Source organism: Oribacterium sp. KHPX15 (assembly GCF_900107835.1).
In the GTDB taxonomy this organism is placed as follows: domain Bacteria; phylum Bacillota; class Clostridia; order Lachnospirales; family Lachnospiraceae; genus Oribacterium.
This window is the reverse complement of sequence record NZ_FNRG01000003.1, coordinates 103,749-125,378: the sequence shown is the minus strand read 5'-3', so window position 1 is coordinate 125,378 and position 21,630 is coordinate 103,749. Positions and strand designations below refer to the sequence as shown.

Sequence of the window (21,630 nt, the reverse complement as noted above, 5' to 3'; positions counted from 1 at the left end):
GGATGCCCTCTGGCTCTGTATCATCAGTCAGTCTCTCCCGGAGTCTTACGAAGATCGATTCCACGGATTACCTTACGGAGTCCAAGGATGGATACCGGATTTACTGACAGCTCATCAACTCCGTAGCGGAGGAATGTTTCTGTCAATGTCAGATCTGCTCCAAGCTCACCACAGATTCCAACCCATGCACCGTGACGGTGTCCAGCCTCGATAGTCATCTTAATTGCTTTCAGAACTGCAGGATGATGAGTATCAAGGAAAGGATCCAGAGCCGCATTCTGACGGTCTATAGCCAATGTATACTGAGTAAGATCATTGGTTCCGATGGACATGAAATCACACTCTTCGGCAAGCTCATCCGCTATCAAAACAGCTGCAGGAGTCTCGATCATAACACCGATACTGTACTTACCGATTGTAACTCCCTTTTCAAGAAGCTCATCTGTGCACTCCTTTAAAAGCTGCTTACACTCATTAAGCTCTCTTGCGGAAATGATCATCGGGAACATGATACCCAGATTTCCGTAAGCAGAAGCACGAAGCAGTGCCCTCAACTGAGTCTTGAAGAAATCCCTTCTTGTAAGGCAAAGTCTTATTGCACGGCATCCCAATGCCGGATTGTCTTCCTTTACAAGGTTCATGTAGTCAACCTGTTTATCGGCACCGATATCACAGGTACGTATGATAACCTGCTTTGGAGCAAGTGACTCAACTGCCAGTCTGTAAGCATTGAACTGCTCATCCTCTGAAGGATAATCCTTAGAGTTGAGATATACGAACTCTGAACGGAAGAGTCCAACTCCGCCTGCATCATTCTGCTGAACAAGACCAATGTCTGAAGGTCCGCCGATATTTGCATAAACCTTGATGGTCTTTCCATCGATGGTTGTGTTGCTCTGTCCCTTAAGCTCCTGGAGTAATGCCTTCTGACGGTTATCAGCATCCTGCTTGCTCTGAAGAGACTTCATGAGATCATCTGTAGGCTCGATATAAGCACAGGCATTGTAACCATCAAGTATAGCCATCTTACCGTCCCACTTACTTGCCACGTCACCGCACTGAACCAGTGCAGGGATGCCCATGGATCTTGCAAGGATAGCTGTATGGCTGTTAAGTGAACCTTCTCTCGTAATGATTCCGAGAAGAAGTGATTTATCAAGACGTACGGTCTCTGAAGGTGTCAGATCATTAGCCACAAGGATGCAAGGCTCTGTTCCCTGCATTGATTCGGGATCGATACCGAAGAGTACATTAAGAACTGCCTGCTCGATATCATAGATATCTGCTGAACGCTCCTTCATGTATGGATCATCCATCTCGGCAAAAACACGTGCCTGATTGTTGAAAGCTGTCTTTACGGCATACTCTGCGTTGTGCTTCTGGCTGACAATGATCTCCTTTGTAGCGTCGATGAGGTCATCATCCTCAAGCATCATTGCATGAACCGAGAAAACCTCTGCACTTTCCTCGCCGGCATCGATAACTGCCTTTTCGTATAATGCATTCTGCTGATCGATAGCCTTTTCACGGGCCTCGTCAAAACGAGCAAGTTCAGCGTCTGTATCTTCAACAAGACTTTCGCTGATAACCACCTTTGGTGGTGTATAAACCTTGATCTTTCCGATTGCTATTCCGTTAAGAACGCTTTTACCTGTTGCAACTTGCATACTTTTCTCCCTTTTTTAAAGACAAAAAACAAAGCCTCCCGGAAGTTACCTTCCGGTCTTCCGAGAAGCTTATGTTTTTGATCAGAAATTATCGTTAAGTGCCTTCTCAAGTTCAGCTGCGCATGTCTCTTCGTCATCACCTTCGATCTGAATCTTGACGGTATCTCCCTGCTTAACACCCATACCCATCAGAGCAAGAAGCTTCTTCATATCTGCATTCTTGTCACCCTTATAGATAGTAACCTTTGAATTAAAAGCCTTTAAAGCCTTTACAAGGATACCTGCAGGTCTTGCGTGGATTCCATTAGGGTCATTAACTGTAAACTCGATCTCTTTCATGTTGATAATCTCCTTTATTATTTAAGTACTTATACAATTATATCACATTATACACTAACTTGCTTATAATCGTCACTATTTGTTAAAAGAACTACAACCACATCCGGGTGATCGGCAGCCTTTATGGCAGCCTTGGAGAATTTAAGTATAGGCTGGCCGGCCTTAACCTTGTCACCATCCTCTACCAAAGGCTCGAAGCCCTCTCCGTTCATGGCTACGGTATCAACTCCCACATGGATAAGAACTTCCATATCTCCGGGGCCACTAAGTCCGATGGCATGCTTTGATTCTGCCACTGAAGAAACTTCTCCATCGAAAGGAGCATAAACAATTTCGCCTTCAGGTTCGATTCCGACTCCCGCACCAAGTACACCTGATGCAAATGTCCCGTCAGGAATCTTGTCCTGTGGAATTACATTGCCATTGATAGGTGCAAGAATTGTTCCTGCCTCACAGGTTATAACCGGCTTCTGCTCGAATTTCACGGTCTCTGCCGCCTCATCCACAGGCTTATTTACCGGCTTTTTAACCTCTTCCTTCCAGAAGCTCCAGGTTCCTGCAAATGCTACTCCGCCGGAAACCAGAAGAAGAACTGTATAAACTCCTGCATTATTGATAGTAAGATATCCCGGGATACCGGTTACACCGTAAGCTGTAGCACCGATTCCTGTGATGGCACCGAAGATTGAACCGATGGCTCCGCCCACCATACCTGCAACAAAAGGCTTATAGAAACGAAGGTTTACACCGAAGATTGCAGGCTCTGTAATTCCGAGGGCAGCTGAAAGAGCTGAAGGAACCGCGATAACCTTTGTCTTATTGCTCTGAGACTTGAGACCTACTGCAAGACAGGCACCGAACTGTGCGAAATTCGCTGCCGATGCTATAGGCATCCAGGTGTTGAGACCAACACTCGAAAGCATTCCGGCCTCGATTACATTGTACATGTGGTGAAGACCCATAACTACGGTAACAGGATAGATAGCACCCATTACCATAGCGCCCAGCGGGTTCTTTACAAGAACCTGTGCTCCGTTGAGAACCATGGTTTCAAGTCCTGAGAAGATAGGTCCTATAATAGTAAATGTAATAAGAGCAGTGATAAGAACTGTACAAAGCGGTGTGATGAAAAGATCCAGCATTTCCGGAACATGCTTATGGAACCATTTCTCAACATTACTCATAAGCAACACCGCAATGATTACCGGAATTACGTGTCCCTGATAACCAAGCTGATTTATCTGGAACAATGAATAAGATTCCGTGATCCTGATGTGTCCGAAAAGGTACCATACATCATATCCTGCTGCAGCATTCCAACCGTTGGTAAGGGCAGAGTGGATCATCAGAAGACCGATAACTGCTCCCAGGAAGATATTTCCGCCGAAAACTCTGGCTGCCGAAATTGCAACGATTACAGGCAGGTATGCAAATGCTGTATTCGCTACCATATCAAGGAAAGCATACCAGTCTGTTCCCGCAAAATTGAGTCCCGGAATCTTTCCGAGAGCCTCTACAAGACCCATCATAAGACCGGATGCAACGATAGCCGGAAGAATCGGTACAAATACATCACCGATAGGCTTAAGGAGCTGCTTCCACAGTGGCTGCTTGGCAGCTGCAGCTGCCTTTACATCATCCTTTGTAGCTGCTGTCATACCTGTGATACTCAGGAATTCATCGTAAACCTTGTTTACGGTTCCTGTTCCGATGATCAATTGGAGCTGACCATTGGATTCAAACATACCCTTTACGCCCTCAACATTGTCAAGATACTCCTTGTCAACCTTGCTGTTATCCTTGATAACAAGTCGGAGTCTCGTTGCACAATGCGCTGCCTGTGCGACATTATCACGACCACCTATGTGGTCAACAATTTCCTGCGCACACTTTCTGTAATCAAGTGCCATTTTATTTACCTCGCTTTTAGATATATAACACTAATCTGCCACATAACCCCCCGGCAGACATGCACGATTGAAAGCATGGATTATTTGATTAATGCTGTCTCCATGAAAAACAGCCGGCCGGTTTTCAGATCTTATATTGCCTGCATCACACCGATTGATCGGTTTTCGAATCCGGACACATCAGGCATCAGGCTGTTTATGTCCTGACCGGTCTGTACTCAACGCTTTATATGAGCTTAAGATCTGCAAATGCCTTGGCAAGACCATCCTCAGTAACCGACGGACAGACGATATCGGAAATCTCCTTGAGCTTTTCGGAGCCGTTTGCCATACATACAGAAACACCTACGGTCTCTATCATCTCAAGGTCATTCATGCTGTCTCCGAAGCCTATGGTGTCTTCGATGGGGATTCCCAGGTGCTCCGCAATGAGCCTTACGCCTTTACCCTTATCGAATTTCCGGTTAATGAGTTCGCCATTGACACATCCATGTGCAGGAACATCCTGTATAACGAAGCTGAAATCCTTCTCAAGAAGCGATCTGCATTCATCTATCTGGGAATTCTCCCTTGCCATGATGACTACCTTGTAAATGGGCTGCCCGTCATACTCATCCATGGGGCGGATACCGAGATTTTCACTCAGAGCTTTTCGCCAGCGCTCTATTTCGGAATTACCGCCCTCGGTGCTGTCAAGAAAATCCTTCAGGTTTGCGTCTCCAAAGGATCCATCCTTCCCTTCAATGGTACAGAACACACCGTTTTTATGAAGTGATTCCAAAGCTATATCAAGCTGTTCCTTACTCATGGGGCAGTCATAAAGAACCTCATCACCACAGGTAACGTATCCTCCGGAGCTACCCACAACTCCGTCAAAATCATATTTCAGCACAGGCTTTAACATATCAAAATTTCTTCCTGTACAGAGAAATACTTTATGTCCGTTCTGTTGGGCTTTCTTTATGGCTTCCACAGCACTGTCCGGCGGAACATTGGTCCCCGCGGGAGTAAGAGTGCCGTCAATGTCTACGAAAATCAGTTTATTTTTCATATCCGGTCATCTCCAAATCTATGTCAATCGTTTGACATAGATATAGTTTAACAAATTTTTAACAATATTGCACTATAAAACTTCAATTATTGATTAAAAAATATTATCTGTCCGGTTCTCTGAATAAAAACCTTGATTTCCAAACAGATAAAGGTCTTTTTAAACTTCTAGCACTTGGCAATAAGCCATACAAAATCTCTTGCCGGAATTCCAACAGCCTTTGCTTCTCTCCGTTTATTGGTCATCAGATCTATATATTTCTCTTCCTCGTTGATCCAGGCTGTTTCATCCTGAGTCGAGAAATTGAAGAGACCTATCATCTTTTCCCCATGGAAATATCTGCCGATTCCAAGGATGTGATCATTGTAGGTTTCCACGATCCAGCAGTCTGCTCCGGATTCAAAAACTATATGTTTTGAACGAAGCTTCTCAAGCTTTCTTAAAGCCTTATAGATACGTCCCTGTCTCTTTGCGGGAGATTTTCTTGCCGCAACCTCATCCCATTTGAAGGCACCTCTGTGGAGATACCTTGAATCATCCCATTTTTCCGGATCCTCATGGTAAGTGTAGTCATTAAGCTGACCTATCTCATCTCCGGAATAGATGATAGGGATTCCGCTCTGGGTAAGCAGAAATGCGTGCAGCATTATGTCAAGCCGTATTCCTATATCCAGCTTCCAGTCATTTCTTTCATACTCTGCTGCCTCAATGCCGCAAAGAGAAGCTGTCGTTCCGCATAGTCTTGCGTCTCCCAGTCTAGGGTCATTGTTGTAAAGCTCGCCTCTTGAATCAAGGCCGTAATGTGCTCCGCAGAAATATTCATTAAGGAACTTTTTATGGGAAACCTCTTCTACCCCGAATTGCTTAAGATAGTTATAGTCGAGACCCCATCCTATATCGTCATGGCAGCGCAGATAGTTTAGGAAAACATACTGCTTCGGAAGTGCAAAAACCTGTCCGAGCTGATGCTTCATGAGTCTCACGTCCTGAGTCGCCACAGTATGCCAGGTACTTGCCATAGTGGTAACATTGTAAAGCATATGGCATTCCGGCTTTTCGATGGTACCAAAGTACGGAACTACCTTGCTTGGCTCCATTACGACTTCTCCCAGAAGCAGTGTTCCCGGACATACGATCTCGGAAGCCATTCTCATGATACGCACAAGGGTATGTACCTGAGGAAGATTCCGGCAGCTGGTGCCCAGCTCCTTCCAGATGTATGGTGTGGCATCAAGTCTTATAACATCAACACCGTGATTACACAGGTTCAGCATGTTAGCAGTCATGTCATTGAACACAACCGGATTTCTGTAGTTGAGATCCCACTGGTATGGATAAAAGGTAGTCATCACCACCTTATGAACCGCCTCACACCAGGTGAAATTTCCGGGCGCCGTAGTCGGGAAAACCTGTGGTACGGTTTTTTCGAACCTGTTGGGGATATCCCAGTTATCATAGAAGAAATATCTGTCCTGATACTCCCTCTCACCATTCCTCGCGCGACGGGCCCACTCATGATCCTCGGAAGTATGATTCATGACAAAATCCATGCACACACTCATTCCGTTCCTGTGGCATTCTTCCGCAAGCTCCTTCAGATCCTCCATAGTTCCAAGCTCCGGCTGTACTCTTCGGAAATCAGAAACCGCATATCCTCCGTCGGAACGTCCCTTTGGGCTTTCCAGAAGGGGCATAAGATGAATATAATTTGAACCCGTCTCTTTAAGATACGGAATCTTCTCCTTAACACCTTTCAGAGTTTTATTAAAACAGTTCACATACATCTGCATTCCCAGCATCTCGTTTCCGCGATACCAGTCAGGAACCAGTTCTCTTGCTTCATCCCATTCCCGGAGATCCGGATCACGTTCCTCATAGTACTGATGAAGCATACACAAAAAATAGTCAAAGGCCTGCTGATCATTATGATACAGCTCACTATAGAGCCACTTAAGCTCATCATAATGCTTATCAAGCCGCTCCTTAAACTCTTTCTCCAATTTAATGCTTTCAAACATATCAATGCCTGTCCTTTGTTATTAGATTTTCAGTTCACGTTCTAAATAGAATTAATATTGCCCTAAACGTAATTATAAGAAAATATTTTCGTCGTAGCAATGAAATGACAGAGTATTTATAAAAAAAATATTATTTCCTTTTTTTATTATGATTATTGATTTTTTACAATCCCTCCTCTACAATCGAGTTAGTTTATTTTTTCACAATTTTTGTGGATTGCATAAGGTTTATATGAATAATCACATTCATACGTCAGTCTTTCGCAAAGCAGATTATCGATGGTCTGACGGTCAAGGTATTCAGGAGGACAACATATGTTATATGGAGCATTAGAAGCAGGCGGAACCAAGATGGTATGTGCCATAGGTGATGAAAACGGCAAGATTCTGGAACAGATTTCGATTCCAACTGTTTCTCCGGAAGAAACCATGCCAAAGATCATTGACTGGTTTAAGAACAAAAACATTGAATCTCTGGGCATAGCCGCCTTCGGTCCTATCGATCTGGACCGTAAGTCACCCACATATGGAAGCTTCACCACTACTCCGAAGCTTAAATGGGCAAATTACAACATTGTTAAAGATATGAAGGATGCCCTGCATATTCCCATCGGCTTTGATACCGACGTTAACGGCTCACTGCTGGGAGAGATAACTTACGGACAGGCCAAAGGACTTACTGATGCTGTTTATATCACCATCGGAACAGGTGTGGGCGGCGGAGTAATGTCTAATGGAAAGCTTGTTCACGGAATGCTCCATCCTGAACTTGGACATATGAAGCTTCTTCCTTATGAGGGGGATACTTACAAGGGTCACTGTCCTTACCACGGAAACTGTCTGGAAGGTATGGCAGCGGGTCCTGCTATTGAGGAGCGTTGGGGCAGGAAGGCCATCGAGCTTAAGGATGATGCAAAGGTTTGGGACATGGAGGCTTTCTATATTGCTCAGGCGCTTTGCAATATTATCCTTATCATGAGTCCTCAGATCATCATTCTGGGTGGCGGAGTAATGCATCAGCTTCAGCTCTTCCCTCTCATCCGTGAAAAGGTAAAGGAGATGCTGAACGGCTATCTGAAAACTTCGGAGCTTGCGGATATTGATCACTATATCGTTCCTGCGTCACTGAATGATGACCAGGGTATCATGGGATGTATTAAGCTCGCTATAGACGAAAAGGCGTTGGAAGGCTAAAAAAAAGGAGGGTAAGCCCTCCTTTTTTAGTGTGCGTTGATATCTACTCTGCCGGGGTCGTATTTGCTGTAGCGAATTTTTTGTGAGCCGTAGAGGCCGTAGTTTCCTGAGAACAGGAAAGTAATAGCTACGCCCAAAAGAATAAACGGCGAAAGTTCGAAACCGAAGAGTTCAAAGCCGATCAGGATCGAGGTCATGGGACAGTTTGTTACTCCGCAGAAGACAAATGTGGCTCCGAGAGCTGCGCCCATGGTGGGGGACATTCCGAAAAGGACGGCAGTGGCATGTCCGAAGGTGGCACCTACAAACAGCGTGGGTACGATTTCGCCGCCCTGAAAGCCTCCTGAGAGTGTTACAGCGGTGAAGAGCATTTTCAGCAGGAATGCGTAGGGTACAATTTTAAATGCTCCGTCGAGAACACAGGATTCTATGATGGCAGCACCGGCTCCGTTGTAGGTCTGGGAGCCTACTATCAATGTGAGTGCCACAACTATCGCGCCGCAGATGGCAGCTCTCAGATAAACATTTTTGACAGTAAGCTTTGCAAGCTTTTTTGAGCTGTGAAGTACTGAGCAGAAAAGTACTGCCACCAATGAGCAGTAGAGCGCGAAGAGAACCGTAAGTCCACCCTGCTTAAATGAAAACTCCGGCACATTCGCAATTATCATGGTTTCTTCTGAACCCGGGTTTATGATTCCTGCAACAACGTGAGCCGTAAGAGCCGCAACCACACAGGGCATAAATGCGGAGTAATACATCACTCCTACAGTACTCATCTCTATAGGCATGACTGAGGCTGCCAATGGCGTTCTGAACAATGCTGCAAAGGAAGCACTCATGCCGCACATGATGGTACGTCTCCGGTCTTTATCATTAAACCCGATAAGCAGTCTTCCCAGGGCATCCCCCAGGGAACCTCCAACCTGCAGCGCCGCTCCTTCTCTTCCGGCTGAACCTCCGAATAAATGAGTCACGACAGTGGAAACTATGATAAGCGGTGCCATGCGAAAAGGAACTTTCTGATCGTTATGTATGGAATCTATGACAAGGTTTGTTCCTTTTGGTGAATCCGCCCCTAAAACATGGTAGTACCAGACTATGGCAACTCCCGCAACAGGTAATCCGAACAGTATCGCCGGATGAGCTGCCCTTAAAGCTGTAACCCAGGCAATGGCTTTTCCGAATAAGGCGGCTACAGTTCCTATCAGGCTTCCTGAAATTATGCCAAATATCATCCATTTCAGATTGATAAAGAATTTCTCAAATAAAATCCCGGATTGCTTGGAAAACTTTATAGACATTTTTTATTCCTTTTTTCTTTTAATCCTTAAACTCATCATCAGGGAAATGCCGTACAAAACATTTCCCCGAGATATTGATCAAATATGCTATTTATACTGTCTGCTGAGCAATACCTTTAATGTTGTCGATAGCCCAGTCTTCATTTTCTATGGTTATGATAGATCCGCAATATGGACATTTAGCTGTCTGATTGATATCAAGAGGTGCTCCGCAGTGAGGACATACAACTGACTTAAGTCCCGTCTCTGCAGTTGTCTTTATTCCGGTCTTTCTGCAGAGATCATACTCATAGGTCATGAATTTTTCTCTGTTCTTATCTCCGGAAATCAATGCTCCTGTCTCATCATTAACAGTATAATCCACTATACGTGAACGAACTTCACAAATAATGTGATCCATACCGTTTTCCTGATACCAGGTCATAGGCTCAACCGCAAGTACAGCGATCCTTTCAATATAATTTGTCTGCTTGTTTCTTCTTAAGGCATCAAGCTGACGATCCGCCTGGTTATAGAAACTATCGGTAAGATATGGTCGTACTTCTGAAAGATCCTTATCCTGCCATGCATTCTGAAGCTTCACATAGACATTGGAGAGTCTGGAAGCAAGCTCAGAGCTGTTAAAGTCAGGATCAATCTCTTTATAAGTATCGATAGGCTTACCCTTAGGTGCCTGTCTTCTTGTGTTAACATTGACAGATTTGTTGGCATGGATGGAATTCATCTTCGCATTCGCTCTCATAAAATATATCATAAGAATGATGAAGATGATTACAGCGATGATGATTATTGGGGGAACGTCATCTGATTCCGATCCGTAATAACCTGAACTGTAACCTCCCGAGCTGTAGCCGCTTGAACTTCCGCCCCAGCTTGAGCTTGAACCGCTGTCCCAGCTTGAGCCACTGTCCCAGCTTGAGCCACTGTCCCAGCCTCCCGAGCTGTAATCGGAATCACCGGAAAAGCTTCCAAAATCTGCGCGTCCGGTTAATGCAAATGCCGCTATAAGCAGTCCCACCAGGAAAAACCCTATCAGCTTTCGTCTAATCTTATTTTTCATAAATCTCATACTCCTGTATTATAATAAATGAAACATGTGCCCCGGATGATCCGGATAATGTTTACACCTAAAACAAATTTAAATCAAAGCCATTGTTAATTCACTTTTTAGTTTAGCATTTTTTCAGCATATTATATATAACGGTTTCATTAATGAATTATTTATCACTATCAGACTATTTAAAACAGACCTATGGTCAAAAAGTTTATAAAATCTCTCTTCAATCAGGCTGTACCTGTCCTAACCGGGACGGAACCGTATCAAGGGGAGGCTGCATATTCTGTTCAGAGGGAGGCTCCGGAGATTTTGCCGCACCGCTGCTTCCCATAAATGAACAGATAGATTTCGCCATAAAAAAAGTTGAGGCAAAGCTGCCTGCCGGGAAAGAGCATAAATATATAGCCTATTTCCAATCCTACACCAACACCTACGGTGACACAGGAAAGCTGAAGGCGATGTATGCAGAAGCACTTAGTGATCCACGGGTTGCTGCACTGTCCATCGGAACAAGACCCGACTCCATAAAGGACGATATGCTTGAGACATTGAAACTTCTGCAGGCACAGTATGGCAAGAAAATCTGGGTGGAGCTTGGCCTGCAGTCTATTCATGAAGACACCGCATCACGTATTAATCGGGGATATACTCTTCCGGTTTTTGAAAACACCTACAGGAAGCTTAAAGAAGCAGGTCTTACGGTAATCGTCCATGTTATTCTGGGATTTCCATGGGAAACTGAAGAAGATATGCTTGAAACCGTGAGATACCTCTCTTCTCTCTCCCCGGTGCTTGACGGTATCAAGCTGCAGCTTCTCCATGTACTGAAAGGAACCCGGCTTGGGGATGAATATCTCCGGCATCCGTTTCATGTGCTGGAGCTTCAGGAATACTGCGATCTTGTAGTCAGATGTTTAAAGCTTTTACCAAAAGAGACCGTTGTACACCGTATAACCGGAGACGGTCCCAAAAAGCTTCTTATAGCTCCATTATGGTCCGGTGATAAGAAAAAAGTTTTAAATACGCTAAATCGCGCGATAAAACTTTCATAAATAAATGAAGCTTTGGTATAGGCCATGGCTATATAGCAACCGCATGACATAAATATATTAAAAATTTCGAAGAATTCTGTTGCCTATTCCCAATTCCTTAAGCTAGAATGTAATTAAAATCTTAATTATGATACCTGGTTAGTGAATTTTTAATATTTGGGGGAATATTAAATATTCATTGGGGAAATAAAATGACTGAGAGTAAAATGAATAGTATGATTAATTTCGCAAAAATAGCCAGACATATCCTGGATAAAAACCCGGATAAAAGATATCTTTTGGTGCGCTCAAACATCAGGGATTTCAAGCTGGTCAATCAGATGTTCGGATTTCAAAAAGGGAATGAGATTCTCACCTGTATTGAGGATTTTCTGTATGATCACAGGAATTCTTATGCCGCCTACGGGCAGATAGCGGTAGATCAGTTTGTTCTTTTGGTGGATAAGGATAAGTTCTCAACCACAGATTTTTCGTGTTTACCTAAAATCTGTTCCGAAATCATAACCACAACAAACTTCCGTGTTCATATCCAGTTAGGCATCTATGAGATTGTCGATCCTCATATGGAAGTATATTCCATGTGTGACAGGGCAAAGCTTGCCCTTAAATCAATAAAGATAGATGAGCCTTTATCCGCAGCATGGTATAACGAATCCATTATGGAAAGCCGTATCTATAATAAAAAGATCATCAGCGAATTCGAAAGTGCTCTGGAGAACGAAGCTTTTGTCATGTATCTGCAGCCTCAGGCCAATACCAAGGGTGAGATCATGAGTGCGGAAGCATTAGCCAGATGGAACCTGGAGGACGGAACGATCCTTTCACCTTCACAGTTCATAAAGATACTGGAGGAATCAGAGCTTATCTGGAAACTGGATCTTTATATGTGGGAGAACGCCGCAAAGCTGCTGTCACAGTGGAAGAACGACCCGGAAAAGAAGAATCTGAGTATCTCGGTTAACATTTCTCCGAAGGATCTTTACTATGTTGATATAGAGAAAAAGCTTTTGGAACTGGTCGAGAAGTATGACATCTCACCTAAAAAAATGAATGTAGAGATAACTGAGTCCAGCTTCATTAACAATCCGGACCTTTACATTGACCTTATTGCAAAACTCCATAACGCGGGCTTTGCAATCGAAATCGATGATTTCGGAAGCGGATATTCTTCTTTAAACATGCTTAAGAACATCCGGGCGGATATCCTTAAACTTGATATGGGTTTTTTACACGACAGTAATGACCTCATCCGCTCCCAGATAATCATTGATTCCATTATCGAGATGGCAAAGCGTCTTGATATGCAGGTTATTTCCGAGGGCGTTGAGTCTCAGGAGCAGGCAGCCTTTTTGAAGATAAACGGCTGCGATCTTTTCCAGGGCTTCTATTTTTCAAGACCTGTCCCTGCAGATAAGTTCGAGTCAGTGCTTAAAGAATATAACCTTGAGAAGACTTCAACTCGCGGATCTCATCCGAAAACCACAAGAGATATTGTAGCGGAAACCGCATAAAAAGACTCTAAAAGATATCCGATTCAAAATCAGAGGGGACGGTTCTACTTGGCACTTTCCAAATATAGTGCCAAGTAGAACCGTCCCCTCTGGTTTTGGATTTCTTCCGGTGTTTCTTTCATTTATCCATTCTGATATCCGAGTATCATTTGAGATGTCACATCATAAGCCTCGTTCTGCCGGGTTCCATATGCAGCATTATGTCCCAGAGCCTCCAGCCATCTTCCGTCGTTTCCCACATAATAACCATCAGGAGTCCATGAATTGGTCAGCATTCCATAGTCTCCCAGGTAATAGTAAGCTCCCTGCCATGCCACCCATCCGGTCTGCATGTAGCCGTATTGATTGAAATAATACCACTTGTCTCCTATCTGCTGCCAGTTATTAACGGTATAGCTTCCATCGGAATTGAGATACCACCATCCATTCTGATCCAGCTGCCAGCTGCCGTTTGCATCTGCTGTAGGCGATAATGTTGTATAGGATGAGTTTACGGTACTATCTTCAGTCACTGTTTCCGTTCCAAAAATATTGGCTTTGATGGCGGCAGCCTGTTCTGATGTAAGGTTCAACACATTGGAGATAGCATAATTTCCCTTGTTGTCGGATCCGTTGTCCGCACGGACAGCCACGGAATAAATGCCGGCATCGGAGAAATAGTTGTGAAAATCATATTTTTCCTTCTTGGTTGATACCTTTGCAAGGTTCACACCATCCTTATAAAAAATAATGTCGTACTCATCGGCATTACCGCTCCAGGTCACCCGGCCGGTTTCCGCATTCAAGGTTACATCCGTCACCTTTGTGCTCTTGGAAGATTTTTTGCTGCTTGAAGAGCTGCTTGAAGAACTGCTCGACTTCTTTGAACTTGCAGTGCCTGAAACATTGGCAGAATCTTTGTCGGTGGTTTCCACGTATGAAGAGACACCCGATTCTTCGGAAACATCCAGCTTTATAGTTATCTGAGAGCTTGAAACCCTTTCAAATTCCTCGATGTCAGAGTTGGTGTAATCCCCATAAATTGAAACATTACTCTTTTTCATTTTATCGGACCAGGAATTTCCGGATCCGGAACTCATCTTTATAGTAAGGATGTCATCGCTCTTACTGGAAGAAGAAACTTTATACCCGGAAAGGGCCGAATAATTCGACACAGAAAAACTGCTTCCGTTTTTTGTAACTGTTATGGATACACTGTTGTATTCCTGTGCCAATGCTGTGATGGAACACAGTATAAGCCCGGACAAAAGTCCTATGAAGCTGTAAAATCTCTTTTTCATATAAATCTCCATTCCACCGCTTTTGACCGGTGGCACAATTTGTGACGAAAAATATTTTTCACACTAATCTCCTCTGTAAACAAAGTGACAATCTGTCACTTATAAAGTTATTTTAACATAAAGCTGGCTTTATTCCATGTCTTTTAGGGTACGGTAATCTGACTTTTTATTACGAAATGATAAATAGCCTATAATTTTTTTAATCCAGGTATAATCATTTTCAGATTTTTGCCGTTAATAACTATATGTGTAGTGAATTTTTAGTGTGGCCTGTTAAAGGCACATTTATCATTATTGTATTATAGTAGTTTTAGCAAGGATGCTAATATTTTTACGGAGGAACCCATGAAGTATGTTCTTGACCTTAGCGACGTAACAGACCGAGATGAATTATATGACGCCATCGTTGATCAGCTCCCGGTGTCTGATTATTTCGAAAGAAGTCTGGATTCTTTATATGAAGATTTAAGTGAAGTCCTGGAGGATTGCGAGCTTATAGTAAAAAATTTTGAAGAGCTTGCAGAATCAGAGCCACAGTTCTTTAAAAAGTTCAAGCATACACTTAAGGATCTGATGGTAGATATACCTGATTTCGAAGTACGTTTCTCTTCCGAAGAAGAATCGGATGATGAATACGACAATTCCGAAGAGGCAGAATATGATTCCAGTGGAGACGACTATTCCGATCCGGATGACAATTACAGTGACAGCGACAATTATGACAAGATAGATATGTAAATGAGACTTTGCAGGGTGCCCTGACCGGCATCCTGCTTTTATATTGTAGATCAAAACCACGTGCCACCCACTGCATCCTCTGCTTCAGGCCTTGATTCCAGCGGAGACGGTTAGCTCCGGCGATAAGAGTCCACGTTGGAATTTTCTGTGGTTTCAATGGTTTTCCGAAAAAGGTTGTAATAATCTTCATGTTTTCTTAAAATCTGAGTAAATTTTTTTCAGTTTCGCTTCAGCGTGCATTGTTATCATGATGCCATCAGTTACAAAACCTGCGCGGGATTGCAGATCACTTTCCTGTATAGGACTATCGACTGAAAACAAATAGGTTAGATTTAAGAATAAAAGATACAACCTAAGGAGGCTTAAAATGAATACAAAATATGCATTGGCAGCTTTAGCTGCTGCTTCTATGATCGCTACTGTATCAGTACCCGCATACGCGGACGACAGAACAGCGATCTCATCTGTAACCATCAATGTGGCAACCGATCTATCCATTGGTTCAACTTCCAGTGATGTAGAGGTTACAACAAATTCATCTTTATATGATGTTTACAGTGCTACTATAACCAATACACCAAGTGATGGATGGGATGAAGATGACAACCCAAAGGTACAGATCAAGCTGGCCCTTGAAGACAGTGATGAATATAAGTGGAATATAACAAAATCCACTGTAACGGTAACCGGTGATGACGGTACAGTAACATCAGTTTCAGGCGGCAGCGGCCATGGATACCTCACAATCGTTTATACTCTTAAGGATCTTGATGAAGTATACACCAACTGGTCAAGTTCTCTTGACCTTGATATCGATGATGCAGACTGGCAGTCCGGAAACGGTATTGCAGACTGGACAGCCGCCGAAAGTGCGAAAAAATATGAAGTAAAGCTTTACAGAGGAAGCTCCCTTCTTACAACCGTAACAACCACCAATACTTATTACAGCTTTGCAAACTATTTCACATCCGCAGGTACTTACAGTTACAAGGTACGTGCAATATACACAAGTTCCTATAAGGGTGACTGGGAAGAGTCCGATGACATTTACGTAACAGAAACAGAGGCAAGCTACATTAGCTCAAGCTATAACTCAAGTGTCAACAGCACTACTTCTTCTACCTCAAGTTCCTATGTGACAGGTCTTACCGGTTCAACTGTATATGGTCCGACAACATTGGCCAATACTTTGGCAAATTCCACAAACGGTCAGTGGATACAGGATCAGTACGGCTGGTGGTACAGAAATCCCGACGGTTCCTGGACATCAAACGGCTGGCAGCAGATAAACGGCAAGTTCTATTATTTCAATTCCTACGGCTACATGCAGACCGGATGGATCCTCTGGGACTACCAGTACTACTACTGCGGTGCTGACGGTGCCATGCTCACAAACACAACAACACCTGACGGCTATTATGTAAACTCCGCAGGTGTCTGGGTTTCAAACTACAGCCCGTATAGCTATACTGCTTAAATAATAAATATAAATGCCGGAGGGCATCCGTTTAAAAACGGATGCCCTCCGGCTCTTATTATTTGGATAGAAGTATCACACCATTTCCCGCACCGATTCGATCAGCTCCGGCATTAATAAGCTCCATAGCCTGCTCATAGGTTCTGATTCCGCCGCTGGCCTTTACCTTTGCACGGTCGCCAACAGTCTTTTTCATAAGAGCAACATCCGATGCAAGGGCTCCGCCGGTGGAGAAACCTGTTGAAGTCTTTACAAAAGCTGCTCCGGCTTCAACCGAAAGCTCACAGGCCTTCACGATTTCATCCTTTGTGAGCAGGCAGGTTTCGATTATAACCTTCACGGTTCTGCCTTCACTTGCATCAACCACTGCCTTGATATCGGCTTTCACCATTTCATAGTTTCTGTCTTTCATGCCACCGACATTTATGACCATGTCAACCTCATCAGCTCCATCCTGAACCGCTGTCTTTGCCTCAAATGCCTTTGCCGCAGTACTCATGGCTCCCAGAGGGAAACCCACAACGCAGCAAACCTTTACGTCGCTGCCCTTAAGCTCTTCAGCCACAAGAGGAACGTGACATGTATTTACACATACAGAAGCAAAACCATACTCCTTTGCTTCACTGCAGTATTTTTTGATAGTTTCAGTAGTTGCATCCGCCTTAAGCATTGTATGATCGATTATTTTTGCTATATTCATAATTTCCTCCTAAAGGTCGCATATAATAATTCTCATGAATCTCATTCTATCATATTCTCCGTAATGCATAAAAGGTCAGGTCTTCAATATAATGAAATTTTGAGATCAGCTTATGAAACAGCGATGATTTATCGACTAATATGATAGTGAAGACAGTTTATTTTATTTTTATTACTTATTTATGCCCTAATATATCTGCAGCCAAAGTGCCCACAAACCGAAAGGAATCAATATGCAAAAAAGATTCTATTTTATATTAATAACTTTATCCATCATCTTTTTTACAGTTTCCATATCCCCGGCTTCAACTGTTCCAGGTAATACTTATCAGGTCATTGACGCGCAAAACCAAACGACGGCCTCCGCATCTCTTCAGGTCATCGGTCCGAATCTCTGTGACAGTACCGGAGCAAAGAAACAGCTGAAGGGCATCTCCACCCATGGCATCCAGTGGTTTCCTGAATATATCAATACCGACTGCTTCAGATTCTTCCGGGATAACTGGGGCTGTAATCTCATACGTTTTGCCATGTACACAGAGGAAGGCGGATATCTCAGTTCCAACGAAAAAGCAGTACAGCTGAAAGCCTTAATTGAAAACGGCGTCCAAAGCTGCACCTCTCTTGGCATGTATTCTATTATTGACTGGCACATACTGAGCGATGGAAATCCTCTAAGCCACGTCGAAGAAGCAAAAAGCTTTTTCAACGGCATGTCAGCCCTATACAATGATAACCCTTATGTCATCTACGAAATCTGTAACGAGCCAAACGGCGGAACCTCCTGGAACGATATAAAGGCATATGCTGAGCAGGTGATTCCCGTTATCAGGGCCAATGCTCCCGACGCCATCATCCTCGTTGGAACCCCTACCTGGTCTCAGGATGTAGATCAGGCAGCTGCAAATCCCATATCTCCTGAGCTAAGTCACAATGTGATGTATACTCTTCATTTTTATGCAGCCACTCATAGAGATGATCTCCGAAACAAGCTTATGGCTGCAAGAGCCGCAGGCCTTCCGGTTTTCATCAGCGAGTTCTCCACATGCGATGCCTCCGGAAACGGAGCTGTTGATTATAACTCTGCAAATAAATGGTTCAGTCTCATAAAGGAAAATAATCTCTCCTTTGCCGGTTGGAACCTTTCAAACAAGGCTGAGTCCTCTGCCATTTTAAAACCCGGAACCATAAGCACTACGGGTGCCTGGACTGATGGAGATTTCTCAGAAAGCGGAATTCTTTTAAAGAGTCTTATGGCTGATGAAAATAACTAAAATTTCACTATTCGTAACATATACTATATTTTAATTAATATTTTATATATAATAAGATTAATTAATTAGTTAGTTATTGCATTCTATATTAATTGCAGGAGGTAATGAAAATTTCTATGAGTTTTTTCAATAATCTTGGCGACAAAATCAGTGGGGCAGGAAACGTTCTTGCTAATAAAACCAAAAACATGGGACAGGTCATGGATCTGGAATCCAAAATAAGCAGTTGTCAAAAACAGCTGACTGAAGATTTCAGTAAATTAGGTTTATTCGTTTATGAAAATAATTTCAAGATTGATAATCCTGAATACGAGAGCATGATAAACCGGATTCATATGGTTCGCAACACCATTGCTGAAGCTCAGCAAAAAATCGCCGAATTAAAAACACAAAAGGTATGTCCTTATTGCGGTAATGTTCTCGATGGTTCACCTACTTTTTGTACATCCTGCGGCAAAGCTCTTAATGTTACTGTTGTTGAACTCCCTAAACAGTTCTGTCCAAAGTGCGGAAGTGAAGTAGAGAACGGTTCTGCATTCTGTACAAAATGTGGTACCAACCTGGAATCTTTCAAACCGGGCGGTACCAACTAAAACTTAAAGATATTCTTTTTAATAAATACTAAAAAACAACAGAATATTTTCTATGCATAGGAGGATGGCAGCCTGCCATTCTCCTTTTATTGTGCTTTGAGCCAATCCTACAGGAGATAACCATGTAACATAATGCACTGCTCCCTCTATGTCATTTATGTTGATAAAACAACCTCCGAGAAGGCATAAGAACATAGCGATAAAGCAGGCCAGGCCATCAACTCTCCCTTCTGTATGTGTTTTACCTGCAACAAGCAGTCCCAGCATAGTGATGAGCAAAGTGTATAAAATGCATGCTGCAAAAACAGATATGGATAAGTAATCACAGTACCTGAGACAACTAAACTGAATCAAACAAAGAACCACCTGAACAGGTATAACATCACCATAAAGTGACAAATTCCGTCCGTTTAACAGATGTTTGATACGAATCGATGCAGCTTTTGCGTCCCTGTTTCCATAAACAGCAGTTAATGTAAAAGAAAATAATGTGACCACCAAAAATGACAGCGCCATGGCATCGGGAATAAAAGGATCAGGCTTTTCCTCTCCTCCCATGCTGCTCATTGTATATATAGCCGGCATATGCTTTCTGAAATCTTCTATAGCTAAAGCAAGTTGATGAGATTCTGAGGTGCTGAGTTTTTTACCCAACTTTTCTTCTGCCATTTTACGTGCCTTATAAAAACTCTGCTCTGCAATAATTTCACTTGCTATGATTTCTCTGGTACTCTGTGTTGAAAAGACCTTTCCTTCAGATTCATAATGTACTGTAAATTCTTCAACATTGCTGATGGAGTTCCCAAAACCCGGTTCTATAATGAGATGTCCCTCAGGCAGCACATTTCCGTTTCTGTAAATATCCTTTATTCTGTCTAAAAACCCTGAATGATCACTTTGACCATTATCCTGAATGGTCAGGGAATCACAATTTTTTAATCTGGCTAACAAGGCCTGTGACTCAGGTGTATTATCTTTATCTTCTACTGTAATTACAACAGATTCAGCTCTGTAATTCACAGCATTATCCACTATACCGAACAGCAAAAAAGCAACTAAAATGATGGCAGCCGGACAGAATATGTTTCCATAAACATATTTAACCCTAATCAAAAGCATATTCAATAAAGCATGATTGAATAATCGTCCATCCTTGTTTTCGTTTTTGACATTATCAATATATCCGGGACCGGTTATCATATCTCCTGATTTTTTGATGATACGGATAAAAACCAGAACCATGATAAGCACTATAAGCGTAACTGCCAGTTCGGTTACAGATGAAATAAATTTAAATCTATTGATATCTTCCAAAGAACCGGGTGTAATTGTTAAAGCATTTGCCATATGATATGAAATCGAAACAAATGACAATCTCCTTAACACACCCGGTAAAGCTGCGCGGGACCATAAGGTACCGCCTGCAATTAATGATAAAAGAAGAAATATATTCCCGCATAACTGGATAGAGCGGCTATCTTTAAAGATCTCCGTAATGATATATATTTCAATAAATCCCATAAATATCAATGCGACCATAAATGGGATTAAAATGATAAATAAACCATGAGGCACCAACAGGAAAATACCGATGATCACAGGCAGCAGCATCAAAAACACCGTGATAAATTTTGACACTAAAAAGCACCTGGAACTACCACCCATAGCTTCTATTCTGGGGATAATTCCAAGTTTTCTTTCTTCAGGAATAGTTTTTAATCCGGTGATCATCATTCCCAGGACAACTATCAGGAATAAACTTGAAATAATAGAATATATCTCATTATTTGTTTCTTTTGATTTTTCCGTGATTTGGGAATCAAAAATGCGCTGTCTTCCCAATGCGTCATCTAACAATAATAATGAGGACTTTTCGTTGATTTCACTTCTAATTACATCGTCTATCTCATCTTTATATATATAATTATACGCCCCGCGCATAGCACTTTCATCTGAAGCAACTATGCCCATAATAGATGTAAAAACCGATGTAAATAACTTAGATCCAATGGGATTATTATAATTAACCAAACACTGTACAGGACAGTCTTCAACTGTATATAAAGCGTAGAAATAATCCTTGGGTATGGTTACCACCGCAACCACCCCACTGTCAAAAGCAGATTCCGGAGATGCACCATCCCTTAAGACCTTTACCTCAGAGAATAGTTCAACCTTCTTCATCTGCTTTATCAAAGTGCGGGACATTATCGTTTGATCCTGATCCTGAATAGCGATCGGAAAGGGTTGTATAACATTGGCTCCCGAAAAATCTTTGAACCCGAAAAACATTCCGATATACAGCACGATAGGAAACAACAAAGTAATGATTCCTGCTTTATTTATAAATAGTTTTATGTCCTTATACAGGTATGCACTGATTGAGTTGATTCCATGCAGCATAATAATCTTCACTCCATCGTTTACAGTCGAAAGCACAGCCGATAATGAGATATTTTTTCACCGGCC

17 protein-coding genes are annotated in these 21,630 nt (G+C 42.7%); 7 read left to right on the top strand and 10 right to left on the bottom strand.

Translation table 11 applies throughout. The features are described 5' to 3' along the window. Positions 1 to 23 precede the first annotated feature (23 nt). The 5 genes from ptsP to BLV86_RS03185 form a co-directional block, all read right to left on the bottom strand. Positions 24 to 1,667: a phosphoenolpyruvate--protein phosphotransferase gene (ptsP, locus tag BLV86_RS03205; RefSeq protein WP_090815101.1), complete on the bottom strand. Its 1,644-nt coding sequence runs from the start codon at positions 1,665 to 1,667 to the stop codon at positions 24 to 26. 81 nt (positions 1,668 to 1,748) lie between these two features. After that, entirely contained in the window at positions 1,749 to 2,006 is a 258-nt protein-coding gene (locus tag BLV86_RS03200; RefSeq protein WP_031547450.1) for an HPr family phosphocarrier protein, read from the bottom strand. Positions 2,007 to 2,053: 47 nt separating this feature from the next. Continuing rightward, positions 2,054 to 3,916, bottom strand: coding sequence for a PTS sucrose transporter subunit IIABC (locus BLV86_RS03195; RefSeq protein WP_090815100.1), 1,863 nt, complete (start codon positions 3,914 to 3,916; stop codon positions 2,054 to 2,056). A 226-nt stretch (positions 3,917 to 4,142) separates the two neighbouring features. Further along, positions 4,143 to 4,967: a Cof-type HAD-IIB family hydrolase gene (locus BLV86_RS03190; RefSeq protein WP_031547454.1), complete on the bottom strand. Its 825-nt coding sequence runs from the start codon at positions 4,965 to 4,967 to the stop codon at positions 4,143 to 4,145. A 167-nt stretch (positions 4,968 to 5,134) separates the two neighbouring features. After that, positions 5,135 to 6,985: an alpha-amylase family protein gene (locus BLV86_RS03185; protein WP_090815099.1), complete on the bottom strand. Its 1,851-nt coding sequence runs from the start codon at positions 6,983 to 6,985 to the stop codon at positions 5,135 to 5,137. 315 nt (positions 6,986 to 7,300) lie between these two features. On the opposite strand from BLV86_RS03185, the gene BLV86_RS03180 reads away from it, so the two are divergent. Then, positions 7,301 to 8,179, top strand: coding sequence for an ROK family protein (locus tag BLV86_RS03180; RefSeq protein WP_090815098.1), 879 nt, complete (start codon positions 7,301 to 7,303; stop codon positions 8,177 to 8,179). A gap of 26 nt (positions 8,180 to 8,205) precedes the next feature. Here the strand turns inward: BLV86_RS03180 and BLV86_RS03175 are convergent, their stop codons facing one another. After that, positions 8,206 to 9,480: a chloride channel protein gene (locus BLV86_RS03175; protein WP_090815097.1), complete on the bottom strand. Its 1,275-nt coding sequence runs from the start codon at positions 9,478 to 9,480 to the stop codon at positions 8,206 to 8,208. 91 nt (positions 9,481 to 9,571) lie between these two features. Then, the gene (locus BLV86_RS03170) at positions 9,572 to 10,540 is read right to left on the bottom strand and encodes a TIM44-like domain-containing protein (protein ID WP_175456427.1); all 969 of its coding nucleotides are present in this window, start codon (positions 10,538 to 10,540) and stop codon (positions 9,572 to 9,574) included. Between the two features lie 152 nt (positions 10,541 to 10,692). Between BLV86_RS03170 and BLV86_RS03165 the strand changes: the two genes are divergently transcribed. Both BLV86_RS03165 and BLV86_RS03160 read left to right on the top strand, forming a co-directional pair. Continuing rightward, the gene (locus BLV86_RS03165; protein ID WP_090815095.1) at positions 10,693 to 11,589 is read left to right on the top strand and encodes a tRNA modification radical SAM protein MnmL/YtqA; all 897 of its coding nucleotides are present in this window, start codon (positions 10,693 to 10,695) and stop codon (positions 11,587 to 11,589) included. A 191-nt stretch (positions 11,590 to 11,780) separates the two neighbouring features. Next, entirely contained in the window at positions 11,781 to 13,100 is a 1,320-nt protein-coding gene (locus BLV86_RS03160) for an EAL domain-containing protein (RefSeq protein WP_090815094.1), read from the top strand. 122 nt (positions 13,101 to 13,222) lie between these two features. Here the strand turns inward: BLV86_RS03160 and BLV86_RS03155 are convergent, their stop codons facing one another. Beyond that, positions 13,223 to 14,380, bottom strand: coding sequence for a hypothetical protein (locus tag BLV86_RS03155; RefSeq protein ID WP_049962163.1), 1,158 nt, complete (start codon positions 14,378 to 14,380; stop codon positions 13,223 to 13,225). Between the two features lie 345 nt (positions 14,381 to 14,725). Between BLV86_RS03155 and BLV86_RS03150 the strand changes: the two genes are divergently transcribed. Both BLV86_RS03150 and BLV86_RS03145 read left to right on the top strand, forming a co-directional pair. After that, positions 14,726 to 15,118: a barstar family protein gene (locus tag BLV86_RS03150; protein WP_031547469.1), complete on the top strand. Its 393-nt coding sequence runs from the start codon at positions 14,726 to 14,728 to the stop codon at positions 15,116 to 15,118. 367 nt (positions 15,119 to 15,485) lie between these two features. Then, positions 15,486 to 16,595, top strand: coding sequence for a PspC-like choline-binding domain-containing protein (locus tag BLV86_RS03145; RefSeq protein ID WP_031547471.1), 1,110 nt, complete (start codon positions 15,486 to 15,488; stop codon positions 16,593 to 16,595). Between the two features lie 58 nt (positions 16,596 to 16,653). Here BLV86_RS03145 and deoC read toward each other — a convergent pair whose 3' ends face one another. Further along, positions 16,654 to 17,295, bottom strand: a complete 642-nt coding sequence (gene deoC / locus BLV86_RS03140; protein ID WP_090815093.1) for a deoxyribose-phosphate aldolase — start codon at positions 17,293 to 17,295, stop codon at positions 16,654 to 16,656. Between the two features lie 232 nt (positions 17,296 to 17,527). Here deoC and BLV86_RS03135 point away from each other — a divergent pair, with 232 nt between their 5' ends. Then, positions 17,528 to 18,568, top strand: coding sequence for a glycoside hydrolase family 5 protein (locus tag BLV86_RS03135; RefSeq protein ID WP_090815092.1), 1,041 nt, complete (start codon positions 17,528 to 17,530; stop codon positions 18,566 to 18,568). Positions 18,569 to 18,684: 116 nt separating this feature from the next. After that, positions 18,685 to 19,161: a zinc ribbon domain-containing protein gene (locus BLV86_RS03130; protein ID WP_175456426.1), complete on the top strand. Its 477-nt coding sequence runs from the start codon at positions 18,685 to 18,687 to the stop codon at positions 19,159 to 19,161. 18 nt (positions 19,162 to 19,179) lie between these two features. Here the strand turns inward: BLV86_RS03130 and BLV86_RS03125 are convergent, their stop codons facing one another. Continuing rightward, positions 19,180 to 21,564, bottom strand: a complete 2,385-nt coding sequence (locus BLV86_RS03125) for an ABC transporter permease (protein WP_090815090.1) — start codon at positions 21,562 to 21,564, stop codon at positions 19,180 to 19,182. Between the last annotated feature and the right edge of the window lie 66 nt (positions 21,565 to 21,630).

What these genes read in the sequence shown, in the direction of transcription:
- ptsP (WP_090815101.1), bottom strand. Translation starts at nt 1,667, where the DNA reads ATGCAAGTTGCAACAGGTAAAAGCGTTCTTAACGGAATAGCAATCGGA.
- BLV86_RS03200 (WP_031547450.1), bottom strand. Translation starts at nt 2,006, where the DNA reads ATGAAAGAGATCGAGTTTACAGTTAATGACCCTAATGGAATCCACGCA.
- BLV86_RS03195 (WP_090815100.1), bottom strand. Translation starts at nt 3,916, where the DNA reads ATGGCACTTGATTACAGAAAGTGTGCGCAGGAAATTGTTGACCACATA.
- BLV86_RS03190 (WP_031547454.1), bottom strand. Translation starts at nt 4,967, where the DNA reads ATGAAAAATAAACTGATTTTCGTAGACATTGACGGCACTCTTACTCCC.
- BLV86_RS03185 (WP_090815099.1), bottom strand. Translation starts at nt 6,985, where the DNA reads ATGTTTGAAAGCATTAAATTGGAGAAAGAGTTTAAGGAGCGGCTTGAT.
- BLV86_RS03180 (WP_090815098.1), top strand. Translation starts at nt 7,301, where the DNA reads ATGTTATATGGAGCATTAGAAGCAGGCGGAACCAAGATGGTATGTGCC.
- BLV86_RS03175 (WP_090815097.1), bottom strand. Translation starts at nt 9,480, where the DNA reads ATGTCTATAAAGTTTTCCAAGCAATCCGGGATTTTATTTGAGAAATTC.
- BLV86_RS03170 (WP_175456427.1), bottom strand. Translation starts at nt 10,540, where the DNA reads ATGAAAAATAAGATTAGACGAAAGCTGATAGGGTTTTTCCTGGTGGGA.
- BLV86_RS03165 (WP_090815095.1), top strand. Translation starts at nt 10,693, where the DNA reads ATGAATTATTTATCACTATCAGACTATTTAAAACAGACCTATGGTCAA.
- BLV86_RS03160 (WP_090815094.1), top strand. Translation starts at nt 11,781, where the DNA reads ATGACTGAGAGTAAAATGAATAGTATGATTAATTTCGCAAAAATAGCC.
- BLV86_RS03155 (WP_049962163.1), bottom strand. Translation starts at nt 14,380, where the DNA reads ATGAAAAAGAGATTTTACAGCTTCATAGGACTTTTGTCCGGGCTTATA.
- BLV86_RS03150 (WP_031547469.1), top strand. Translation starts at nt 14,726, where the DNA reads ATGAAGTATGTTCTTGACCTTAGCGACGTAACAGACCGAGATGAATTA.
- BLV86_RS03145 (WP_031547471.1), top strand. Translation starts at nt 15,486, where the DNA reads ATGAATACAAAATATGCATTGGCAGCTTTAGCTGCTGCTTCTATGATC.
- deoC (WP_090815093.1), bottom strand. Translation starts at nt 17,295, where the DNA reads ATGAATATAGCAAAAATAATCGATCATACAATGCTTAAGGCGGATGCA.
- BLV86_RS03135 (WP_090815092.1), top strand. Translation starts at nt 17,528, where the DNA reads ATGCAAAAAAGATTCTATTTTATATTAATAACTTTATCCATCATCTTT.
- BLV86_RS03130 (WP_175456426.1), top strand. Translation starts at nt 18,685, where the DNA reads ATGAGTTTTTTCAATAATCTTGGCGACAAAATCAGTGGGGCAGGAAAC.
- BLV86_RS03125 (WP_090815090.1), bottom strand. Translation starts at nt 21,564, where the DNA reads ATGCTGCATGGAATCAACTCAATCAGTGCATACCTGTATAAGGACATA.